The sequence below is a fragment of the Mesorhizobium sp. WSM4845 genome (assembly GCF_055811455.1).
This window is the reverse complement of record NZ_JBVVQA010000039.1, coordinates 20,510-31,647: the sequence shown is the minus strand read 5'-3', so window position 1 is coordinate 31,647 and position 11,138 is coordinate 20,510. Positions and strand designations below refer to the sequence as shown.

Annotated in this window: 10 protein-coding genes; all 10 read left to right on the top strand. The window is 63.8% G+C overall.

The genetic code is table 11. The features are described 5' to 3' along the window. Position 1: 1 nt before the first annotated feature. Genes tssJ through AC0L2C_RS29975 form a run of 10 tightly spaced genes read left to right on the top strand, consistent with a single transcriptional unit; the run spans position 2 to position 11,138 of the window. Positions 2-454: a type VI secretion system lipoprotein TssJ gene (tssJ, locus tag AC0L2C_RS30020; RefSeq protein ID WP_023801306.1), complete on the top strand. Its 453-nt coding sequence runs from the start codon at positions 2-4 to the stop codon at positions 452-454. Positions 455-493: 39 nt separating this feature from the next. Then, positions 494-1,828: a type VI secretion system baseplate subunit TssK gene (gene tssK / locus AC0L2C_RS30015; protein WP_473525117.1), complete on the top strand. Its 1,335-nt coding sequence runs from the start codon at positions 494-496 to the stop codon at positions 1,826-1,828. Positions 1,829-1,832: 4 nt separating this feature from the next. After that, the gene (icmH, locus tag AC0L2C_RS30010; RefSeq protein ID WP_473525116.1) at positions 1,833-3,155 is read left to right on the top strand and encodes a type IVB secretion system protein IcmH/DotU; all 1,323 of its coding nucleotides are present in this window, start codon (positions 1,833-1,835) and stop codon (positions 3,153-3,155) included. 1 nt (position 3,156) lies between these two features. Beyond that, positions 3,157-6,696 (top strand): type VI secretion system membrane subunit TssM, encoded by a 3,540-nt coding sequence (tssM, locus tag AC0L2C_RS30005; RefSeq protein ID WP_473525115.1) that lies wholly within the window; start codon positions 3,157-3,159, stop codon positions 6,694-6,696. Further along, positions 6,678-7,217 carry a type VI secretion system-associated protein TagF gene (gene tagF / locus AC0L2C_RS30000; RefSeq protein WP_473525114.1) on the top strand — a complete coding sequence of 180 codons (540 nt, stop codon included), beginning with the start codon at positions 6,678-6,680 and terminating at the stop codon, positions 7,215-7,217. Before tssM ends, tagF begins: the two co-directional genes overlap by 19 nt. Positions 7,218-7,219: 2 nt before the next feature. Further along, positions 7,220-8,083 carry a DUF4150 domain-containing protein gene (locus AC0L2C_RS29995; protein ID WP_287303753.1) on the top strand — a complete coding sequence of 288 codons (864 nt, stop codon included), beginning with the start codon at positions 7,220-7,222 and terminating at the stop codon, positions 8,081-8,083. 12 nt (positions 8,084-8,095) lie between these two features. Further along, a complete protein-coding gene (locus tag AC0L2C_RS29990) occupies positions 8,096-8,518 on the top strand; it encodes a hypothetical protein (RefSeq protein WP_065006846.1) in 423 nt (140 codons plus the stop codon). Beyond that, complete coding sequence (locus AC0L2C_RS29985; protein ID WP_287303751.1) at positions 8,518-9,000, top strand: hypothetical protein; 483 nt, start codon at positions 8,518-8,520, stop codon at positions 8,998-9,000. Before AC0L2C_RS29990 ends, AC0L2C_RS29985 begins: the two co-directional genes overlap by 1 nt. Positions 9,001-9,003: 3 nt before the next feature. Continuing rightward, positions 9,004-10,092: a DUF2169 family type VI secretion system accessory protein gene (locus tag AC0L2C_RS29980; protein WP_473525113.1), complete on the top strand. Its 1,089-nt coding sequence runs from the start codon at positions 9,004-9,006 to the stop codon at positions 10,090-10,092. Beyond that, positions 10,089-11,138 (top strand): hypothetical protein, encoded by a 1,050-nt coding sequence (locus AC0L2C_RS29975; protein WP_473525112.1) that lies wholly within the window; start codon positions 10,089-10,091, stop codon positions 11,136-11,138. Before AC0L2C_RS29980 ends, AC0L2C_RS29975 begins: the two co-directional genes overlap by 4 nt.

Sequence of the window (11,138 nt, the reverse complement as noted above, 5' to 3'; positions counted from 1 at the left end):
CATGATCGATCGCCGCGAATTTATCGTTGCCCTGGGCGCAACCGGGCTGCTTGCTGCTTGCCAGAGCGGTCCGCCAAAACCATCCGCGGTGACCGTCAACCTGACCGGCGCGGCCGGCATGAACCCGGGACCAGGCGGCGGCGACCGGCCGGTGACGGTCCTCGTGATGCGGCTGCGCAGCACCGGCAAATTCAATTCGGCCGATTATTTCGCGCTGCAGGGGGATGCCGGCTCGGCACTCGCAGGCGATCTCATCGGATCCGACCAGATCTCCGTCGGGCCTGGCAAGACCGCATCCAAAACCATCACGGTCGAGCCGGACGCGGCTGCGCTGGGCTTCGTTGCCCTCGTTCGCGAGCCCGGCGGCCGGACCTGGCGTACAACCAAGTCGGTGTCGTCGGGATCAACAGTTACCGTCAACGTCACACTAGGCAGCGGCGGCATTTCCGCCTAGCGGCCAGGGCAAGGGGTGCTCGATGCAGGAAGTAGCGGCATGAGCGATGCAAACAGGGTGCTGTGGTCCGAAGGCCTGTTTCTCCGGACCCAGCATTTTCAGCAGCAGGATCGCTTTTTCGAGGCGACGGTGCGCGGCGCGTTGCAGGCCGGGCAGCTGCATACGTTCGGCTTTCAGCAGCTGACGCTGGACCAGGCAATGCTCGATGCCGGCCAGGTCTCGATCCTGTCGGCACGGGGCATCTTTCCGGATGGAACCCCCTTCTCCATCCCTGACCTGATGGATGCGCCACGACCGCTGCCGGTCACCGCCGATACCGGCGCCGGACCGGTGCTGGTGGCCCTGCCGATCGAGCCTGCCGGCGGTGTCGGCTTCGATCCGGCGCACGCCGCATCGACAGGCGCACGCTATCATGGGCGGATCGTTTCGGTGCGCGACGCCGTCCATGGCGGTTCGGATCCTGAAGAAATCGAAATCGCCCGCCCGCAGGCGCTGCTGATTGCACCGGGAAAATCGGTTGGCGGCTACACCGCCCTGCCGATAGCCGACATCAAAGGCGTTCGAGCCGACGGCGGCGTCTCGCTGGACGAGACGTTCCTGCCGCCGACACTGGTTACCGGGGCGGTGGCCTGGTACCGGCAGCTGCTTCTAGAAGTTGTCACCGGCCTCGACCAGATCGCCGAGGCGCATGGCAAAATGGTCATGGGCGGGCCAGGGCGCAGTGTCGAAGACCTGCTGATGCTCAATCTCGCCAATGCGGCGCGTCCGCGGCTGGCGCACATGCTGGCGCAGGATGTCTTCCATCCGGCCGAGCTTTACCTGGAGCTTGCCGGTCTTGCCGGTTCAATGGCGACCTACGGCTCGAGCGCGCGGCGGCTGGGCGAGTTGCCGGCCTACGATCACATGGCGCCCGGCCCCGCCTATTCGGCGCTGGCCGACGCCTTGCGCTCGCTCATCCTGAGCCTGCGCTACATCGAGCCTAAATCACGCGCACTGCCGGTCATGCGGCATTCGACCAATGTCTGGAAAATCCGCATCGACAACCCGAAGCTGCTGGTGGCCAGCCGGATCGTCATCCGGGTCGGCTCCGAGCTGTCGGAAGATGCCTTGCGCAAGATTTTCGTCAACCAGGCGACCGTCGGTTCGGCCGATCAGTTCGAGGGCCTGTGGAAGTCCCGTCTACCCGGCATTCCGCTGAAGCCGCTTCATTCCCAGCCGCGCGAAATCCCCTACGATGGCGATCGGCTGTGCCTTGAGCTGGATCAGAAAAGCGAGCACTGGGCCTCGCTGCTCGATGCCCCCGGCTTCGTCATCGGCGTGTCGGGCGTGCTGCCGAGCGAGCCGCAGGTGGACTGCTATTCGGTAAACAGGTGAGATGATGAGCCGGGATGATCCTTTCGGACTGTCGGAGGATCGTGAACGTACTCGCATACGACTGACCGGCGCGCCGATGCCGCGACCGATGACGCCACTGTTGTCGGGCGCGCCAATCAAACGGTCGCGTACGCATCCCAACACGCTGGTCAACGCATTCGCGCCCCTGCTCGAGTTCGCGCCCGAGCTTGAAAGCGCGCTGCCGCCGGAAAACCCGGAAGCGTTACGCACCCGGTTGCTCGATGAGCTGGTTAGGGCGCGTGACGCGGCAATGGCGGCGGGGTCCTCTCTGGAGCGCGCCGACCAGGCAGCCTGGGTGGTGGCGGCATTGCTCGATGATCTGGCCCTGAACACGCCATGGGGCGGTGCCAGCGCATGGCCGCGCCAGCCGCTTGTGGTGATGCTGCGAGGCGATGTCGATGCCGGCACCCAGTTCTTCACGCGTCTCGATGAACTGGAGCGCCATCCGAACCGGGATCGCGAACTGCTGGAACTGCAATATCATTGCCTGGCGCTCGGCTTCCGCGGCAAATATCGTGTTCCAGGCCGGTCGGGCGACCGCTCGCTCAATGCGGTTCGCGTTGCTGCCGCGCGCTTTCTGCGTGATGCCGACGCCGACGGCGCGCCGCTATCGCCGAACTGGAAAGGCGTGATCGCATCCGACGAGCCGCAGCGTTTCATCGTGCCGATCTGGGTGATGGGGCTCGGTGCGGCGGTTCTCGCCACTGCAATCTATCTCGGGCTGTCGATGGGACTGAGCAGTCAGGCGGTCGAGCTTTCGACGCTGGTTCGTGCTTTGCCGCCGCCGGAGCGCGGCGAGATCAGCCGGACGTCGCCACAGGTCGACGCGCCGCCACCGGAGGCCGTGGATTTCGCGCTGGTGCCGGAGTTTCAGGCCGGAGCGCCGGACAACCTCAGGGCTGCGCTCAGCGGCACCGAGAGCGTTTCGCTGGCCAGGCTGATCATCCAGGCCTCCAACCCCGAACTGTTCCAGTCGTCGCGGCCGACACTGACGGAAGGCTTCGAACCGCTGATCGGTTCGATCGCCAAAGTGATCCTCGCCAATCAGGAACTGATCGGAAACATCACCGTGGTCGGCCATACCGACAGTATTCCCTTGCAACGGTCCAATCCGCTTTCCACCAACCAGCGGCTGTCGGAAGCGCGCGCAGCAACCATTACCGAGATGCTGGTCCAGAACGGTGTGCCGCAGGACCGCATCCGCTTCGAAGGACGTGCAGCTACCGATCCAGTGGCCGACGACAGCACCCGCGCGGGACGGGCCTTGAACCGCCGCGTCGAGGTGCTGGTCGAAAAGAGGCTGTGAGATGTTCATCCTGCGCTTCCTCTGGGCGGTTCTGACATCGCGCTGGCTGTGGACGCTGATCGGCATCACGCTGCTTTCCCTGGTTATCTGGGTGTTCGGCCCGATCGTCAGGGTCGGTGCCTACGAACCCTTCGCCTCGGAAAACGTCCGCATCGTCATCATTGCCCTGCTGGTCATCTTCTGGCTGATCTGGCTGATCGTCGCGCAGCGCCGGGCGATCCGAGCCAACCGCATGTTCGTCGCCGAAATCGCTGCGCCCGTGGTGGAAAAACCGCTCAGCCCCGGCGAAGAGAACGTCGCCGCCGTCGGCGCCAAGTTCGCCGAGGTGATGGTCGAATTGAAGCGCCGCAAGCTGGGCGGACGCAAGTTCCTGCGCGAGATGCCCTGGTACGTGATCGTCGGGCCGCCGGCCACCGGCAAGACCACGGCCTTGCGCCAGTCCGGCCTGAACTTTCCGATCGACCTCACCGACGACCTGCAGGGGGTTGGCGGCACCCGCAACTGCGACTGGTTTTTCTCCGAGAACGCAGTTCTGATCGACACGGCGGGCCGCTATGTGCAGCAGGAGAGCCAGCCCGACGTCGATGCGGCGGAATGGCTGGGCTTCCTCGACCTCCTGAAAAAGCATCGCGGCCGCCGCGCGCTGAACGGCGCGATCGTCGCGCTGTCGATCGATGCGCTTTCAGAGGGCGACGAAGCCATCAAGGCTCATGGCCGCAAGATCCGTCGGCGCCTGGCGGAGCTCAACGACCGGCTCGAGATTCGCCTTCCGGTCTATCTGATGCTGACCAAGGCCGATCTGATCAAGGGTTTCGAGGCTTTCTTCGGCGGCCTGTCGACGGCCTCGCGCGAGCAGGTCTGGGGGACGACCTTCGCGCTGGATGCGCGCGTCGACGCAAAGACCATAGAACGGGAAATCGCCACCCTTGCGACGGAGCTCGAGCGGCGGCTGGTGCCGCGCCTGGAGGACGAGGACAAGCTCGCCGCCCGCGCCGAGATTTTCAGGTTTCCCGCCCAGCTGACGAGCCTGTCCGAGCCGATCCAGGTGCTGGTCGAGGCGATGTTCGGCGAAAGCCGCTACGAAGAAGCCGCCTGGCTGCGCGGCCTCTATCTGACGTCGGCTACCCAGGAAGGGGCGCCCATCGACCGGCTGACCGCGGCGCTGTCGTCATCCTTCGGTCTTCCGCCGCGACGGGCGATGCCGGCGCCGCGCGTTGAAAAACGCAGCTTTTTCCTGAAGAACCTGCTGACCGAGGTCATTTTCAGGGAAGCCGGCCTGGGGACGTTCGATCCGCTGGCGCAGCGCCGCCGCGCCTGGATCTGGCGTGGCGCCGCGGCCGCCTGTGCCGTCGCCGCCTTGTTGGCCGGTGCGATGTTCACCTGGTCCTACTATGACAACCGCAATGCGATCGCAGCGCAGGCGGGCCAGTTCGAAGCGCTGCAGGCGCCGCTGACCGCGGCAGCCGCGAGCCCGGCATCGGTGGAGCAGCCCGCCATCGACAGCGCGCTCTATGCGATGGCAGAGGTCGCAAACGCCCGTACCGCACCGCCGAGCAGCGCCCAGGACCTGCTCGGGCCGTCGGCGTCGGCAGAGCTGCTGCGGGCGCAGGCCGACACTTATGACCACGCTTTGCGCAATGTCCTCGAGCCGCACATGGTCGCCCTGCTCGAGGCGACCATGTGGCGGCAGATCCGCGATCCGGATTTCATGCTGGGGGCGCTAAAAACCTATCGGATGATGACCGGCCTGTCGCAGATGGACGCCGGTTACGTCCAGAGCTGGTGGGTCAACGACTTGCCGGAATTCGCACCGGCGGCACCGTTTCCGACCGCCGACTCGGAAGAGCACCAGCTTGCCGCGATCCGCCGCATGGCGGTCGACGACAGCTACATCGCGCCGGATCAGGCGCTGGTTGCCGAGGCGCTGAAAACGGTTTGCACGATTTCGCTGCCGGCGCGTGCCTACAGGCAGTTGCTGGCCGACCCGGCGGTGGCCGGCCTCAAGGAATGGATCCCGGCGAATTTCGCCGGTCCCAACGGCGCCAAGGTTTTTGCACGGCGTTCCGACAAGACGCTGCGCGTTGGCATTTCCGGCGCGTTCACCTATTCCGGCTTCCACGATGCCATTCTCGAACGGGTTGAGGACGTCGCCGCCCAGGCCGCGCTCGATCGAGCGGTGTTTGCCGGAGGCTGTTCGGAAAATTCCGAAACCTCGGTCTCGGCGCTGTCGGAGGATATTCTAAAACTCTATTACGAAGACTACATCGCGCAATGGGACAGCATCCTGCGCGATATCAGGCTCGCGCCATTGGCCGACCTGAATGTCGCCAGCGAGAACCTAAAAGACCTTTCGAGTGCCGATTCCGCGCTGAAGCGCCTGCTTACGGCGGTCGTCCAGGAGACCGAGCTGACCCGATCCGATGAAGCAGCGCCGGCCGACAACAAGGCGGCAGCCAAGGGCACCTCGAAACTGCTCGGCAAGCTGGGGAAGCTTGGAAAGATCGTGAAGACAGGGGCAAAACTGCTGCCGCGCGCGGGTTCCGCCGACGAGGTGGATCTTACCGGCACTCTGGTGGCCGAACATTTCAAGCCGCTCAAGGGGGCGATCGCCGAGGTCGACGGCCAGCCGCCGGCGCTCGACGCCGCGGTGGTGGCGCTGACCGCACTTTCGAACGTGCTGCAGACGGTCACGGCCAATCCCGACCCGCAGGACGCCATCAAGAAGCAGGGTGGCCTCGCCGAACTGACGGGAACGGTCGCCAGGCAAGCCCAGATCCTGCCCGATCCGGTCGACGACTGGCTCGGCGGCATTGCCGGCGACACCAGCGGCCTGACACAGAAGGCGGTGACCTCGGAGCTCAACGCCATCTGGCGCGCCGACATCCTGCCGTTCTGCCAGGCGGCGCTGAACGACCGCTATCCGTTCAGCCCCGAAAGCGCGGTCGACGTCAATGTCCGCGATTTCGCCCGCCTGTTCGGGCCGGCCGGGATGATCGACACCTTCATCAACGACCATTTGATCAGCTATGTCGACACCGCAAGCCAGCCATGGAAATGGCGCGCCGATTTCGGCCTCGACGCGGCGGCCCTGGCGGCGTTCGAACAGGCCAGGCGGATCCGCGACGATCTGTTTCCAGGCGGTACCGGCCCGGTGATGAGCTTCACGCTGCAGCCGACGGACCTGTCGCCCAACGTGACGCGCGTGACGCTCAATCTCGATGGCCAGAACCTCGTCTATTACAACAACGCGACGCGGCCGCAGCCGATGACCTGGCCCGGCAAGGACGGCACCGGCGTCATCTCGCTCGCCTTCCAGCCGATCGACGGCTCGCCTGAAGTCATGTTGAACGAAACCGGCAGCTGGGCCTGGCTGAGGCTGCTGCGCAGCGGCCGCTTCACCGGCACCTCGCTGTCTGACGTCTACAGCCTGCGACTGGGCACGCAAGGCATGTACGCCGATTTCGAGCTCAAGGCAGCAAGCGTCGAAAATCCCTACAATTTGCAAATGTTCAAGAAATTCTCATGCCCGCCGCAGATATGATCACCGGATTTTTTGGCAAGATCCCGGCGACTGGAGATTTCGTCGCCTGGAACCTGCCGCGGACTTTCATCGACCGCTGGGACCGCTGGATGTCGATGGAACTGCGGGCTCGGCCCGATGAGGGTGAGCTCGACCCGCGTGTCTGGCGCTTCACGGTGCCGGCTGGCATCTTCTGCGACCAGCCTTGCGCCGGCGCGTGGCGGATGAGCGAGGATCGCGTCGGGCGCAGATATCCATTCGTGGTCGTCGCCGTCGGACGCTCGCCTCGCATGGACGACGAATGGTTCGATGCTGTGTCCGGGATCGCGGGTGACGCGGTGTCGCGCTACTGGACGAGCGCCATGGTCGCCGAGCGGATCAACGCGGTTCAGCCGCCGCCAGCCAACCCCGCGGAGGTCAAGATCGTCTTCTGGTGCGACAGCTGGAACGTGCACGAATGCCATTTCAAAGACATCCATGATCTGGCTGACAACGGCTTGCCGGTCATGCGAACGGTGCCTCTGCCGGCGGAAGAAAGCTGATCATGGCAATCACCGTATTCGCCGAGAACATGGGATTTTTCCACAAGGGCAGCAATGGCAAGGGCATCGCGCCGGGCGATGTCTGTCTGTCGCCGCCATCGCCGCCGGCAGGCCCGGTTCCGGTGCCCTATGTGAATATGCTGTCCTCCTCCGACCTGTCGAAGGGCACTAAAAGCGTCAAGATCGACGGCGAGCCGACGGCGATCGAGAATTCCTCGGAGATCTCGACCAGCACCGGCAACGAGCCGGCGACGCAGGGTCTCGGTGCAGGCGTCATCACCCACAAGATCAAAGGTAAGGGCGTCTTCAAACTGTGGTCGTTCACGGTCAAGGCGGAGGGAAAGGGGGTCGACCGCCACGGCGACATGATGGCTCAGAACACGGCCAGCGATCTGCCCAACTGTATCGACCAGACGGCGATCAATACCTTCAAGGCGCTGCTGAGACGCAAGGGTATCGCGCCCGGCCCCTGTCCGAGCAAGCCTTACGACGCGAAGGTCCACCGCCCGGACAAGGATCCTTCCCCGGCCCAGAAGAAGGCGGTCCGCAACAAGCCATGCTGGGAATGCGCTCGGGACGACAAACGGGTGACGCGCGCTCATTGGCGCACTGAGCGATCGAGGACGGGGGGACCAATCGTACGATACGAGGATCCTGTCCATGGAAAGGATATGGCGCGCGGCGAAGGCCATATGACCCATGACCATCAGCCGCCGCTGTGCGTGGCCTGGGCGCTTGGCGGATGCAATATGAAACTTGCGGATTTCAAGAAGTATTTCGAACGGGCAAGCAGGGTCAAACCTCACTGTGAAGCGCATTTTCGCAGTCAGGGAAGTCAGGCGGACGCTTACGCGGCGACGCTGTAAGGGAGGTGAGTCATGATCGCGATCGCCAAGAGCTACGACGACATCCAGCAGCGCTACATCGCCGAACTCCGCGCGCTTCTGCCTGAAATCAAAGCCTGGTGGAGCGGCATCGTCGCAGCCGAAACTTACGATTCTATCTCGCTAATCTGGCCGACTGGAATTTCCGGGCACCCGCGCTTTCTGCATGTCTTTCGGACGCACTATTTTGAGGTGGAGAATCTGAACCGAAAAAACGAGCACGAATTCGTCGAGGAGGCTGAGAAGTCGCCCGAAGAAAAATGGGGGGTCGACGACCTCGGCGACAGCCCCCGCTATGTCGGGCACATAGATTTGCTGATCGACGACATCCCCAGCAAGGCGCCCGATCTGACCGAGGTGGTCAACGGCTTCGTTTTCGTGCCGATCGGGCTCGATCAGGATGAAGAGATCACCTGATGGCGCTGATCACCTATTTTGAAACCGACCGCGGCATTCGCCGCCTGCTACGCCAGCCCGGCTACATCGAGCCCCGGGATGCGAAAATCGAGGCGCGCAAGCTCGCCCAGAGTTCCGGGCGGCACCAAGATCTTTTCGACGGCTACCTGGAAGATATCCAGATGGCCTACGAAATCGCGGTGCCCTGGTGGGCGGACACGGTCAAAGCGCAACAACAGCGGGGGTTGAATCGGGACGAGGCTATCCGCAAGGCGTTCAACAAGCGCGCCGCCGGCGCAGCCGCGCATGGGAACGTAGTCTGGATCGTACGCAATTACTGGCTCGATTGCTGCGACGCCAACAAGAGCTCTGGAGAGGTCGTCTATCCCGAAATCCTGCTTCTGCAATGGCTGATCGACGCCAAGAAGAAGGAACTGGTGCGCCTGATCGCCTGTATGCCGTACTGGCCGATCGGGATGGATGAGAACAGAGCCTGGTGCTGAGCGATGAGCTTCGCTGTCTGGTTGGAGAATCGTACCCCCTTCGCGGTCGGATCTTACACGCTGCCTGACGCGGACGGTCAGGAGGTTTTCCTGGGCCTTTTCTCGGCGAGCTTCCAAGGCGCGGAGGAAACGACCGCCCTGGATCCGGCCGAGGAACAATTGCCGGTGACGCTCAGCGATGTCCTTTTCGGCGATCCTACCCTTTCATCGACGCGCTACGAGGCCGATATCGCGATGCTGAAGCCCGGCGTCGACGTCATCGTCAACGGCACCGCATATGCGCCGAACGGGAAGGCGGTTCGAGAAATGCAAGCGGGACTGAAGTTCGGGCCACTGCAAAAGGTGCTCACTATAGTCGGCGACCGCATCTACGATGCCGGCAGCTATAGCGCGCCACATCCATTCACACGGATGCCTATCGTCTATGAACGCGCCTACGGCGGCACCACCGCCGATCTGAAGACCGATCCTCGCAATCCGCTGGGAGTGGGTTTCGCCCATGCCCGGTCGGCTGATCCAGCAGTCAAGACGCAGGCGCCAAACATAACCTACCCGGCCGAGCCATTCATGAGCCCCTTGGACAAGCCGCGGCCGGCCGGTTTCGGGGCGCTCGGGCGCGGGTGGCAGCCGCGCCTGCCGTTGGCAGGAACCTATAATCAGGCTTGGATCGACTCCCAGTGGCCATTGCCGCCGAAGGATTACGATCCGCGCTACAATCTCGCGGCGCCGGCGGACCAGCAACTTCCAGATCTCAACGGCGGCGATCAGGTGACTCTGATAGGACTCACTCCCGGCGGCCGATGGAATTTTAAACTCCCACGCGTGGTCGCGCCCATCCGCCTGATTTTTGAGGACCGCGTCGAAGACCAAATTTTTAAGGCGGATACGATCATCATCGAGCCCGACGTGTTTCGGGTAACGCTGAAGGCGCGGGTGGCTGTGACAACGCGGCGTAACCGGCCTGCGCTGCGTGAACTCGTCTTCGGCCATGTCACGCCGGCGCTGATTGCGGCGAAGCGAAAGGGCAAGGGCTATTTCGCGCTGCGCGGGACTGACGGCACCATCACGGACCGCCCGGCGTGGCTGCCATGAAGCGGCCATTGTATATCGCTGGCGGTGGCGCGGTGACGCCCGCCGGTCTGAACCGGCGGCAAACGCTCGCCGCGGTCCGCGCTGGGCTCTCCGCCTATGAAGAGTACCTGCTGGCCGAGCCTATGGGAGCGTCGCAGATCGTCTCGCGCATTCCCACTCACTGGTCCCTGAGAACCACCAATTGGGACTGGCTGGTCAACATGGCGGCGCGCGCCATCATGGACGCGCTCGCATCGACGTCGGCGGATCCGCGAACGACCGTGCTGATCCTAGTGTTGCCGGAGCAGTTCAGAAACCATGCGGCCTTCGAAGAAGAAGACCCTTCTGGCTTCCTGAATGCCATCGTGCGCGCATGCGGCGGCCCATTCCATGAGGCGTCTCGCACGCTCGATGGCGGTGCCGCCGCAAGCATTGGCGTGCTTCACAAAATGGTGGAGATACTTGCCCATCCGGGCGTCGAGCGCGTTTTGCTCGGCGGCGTCGACAGTCTGGTCAACGACAAGGATATCGCTCGGCTCGCTGAAGGGGGACGGCTGAAGGGCTCTGACAATTCTCAAGGGCTTGTTCCCGGAGAGGCGGCAGCCTTCGTTTGCCTGCAATCGAGGCCGGATTCGAAGTCGCCATGTCTCGCCGCCATCCACGGCGCAGGCTTTGCTCAGGAAGCCGATAGTGTTCTGACGGAGCGATACAGCCAGGGCAAGGCGCTTCTTGGTGCGCTTCAGGGTGCCTTGAATGGGACCGGCGATGGTCCGCGAGAGCCTGACATCGTCTTTGTCGTAAGCAATGGCAATGGGGAGCGCTATAGCGGGTGGGAAGCAAATATAGCGCGGTCTCGCTTCTATCGAACGCGGCGTGAAATGTTGCCGATCGCCTATCCGGCGATGACCGTCGGCGAGGTGGGAGCGGCCGGCGGGGCGCTGGCGCTGCTCGTGGCGTCCGACAGTTTCACCGCTGGCTACGCACCCGGTCCGGTCGCCATGTGCGAGGTCGCGTCGGAAGCCGGATTGCGCGCCGCGGCGCTGGTCAGCGACGTGAAGTCCGGCTGA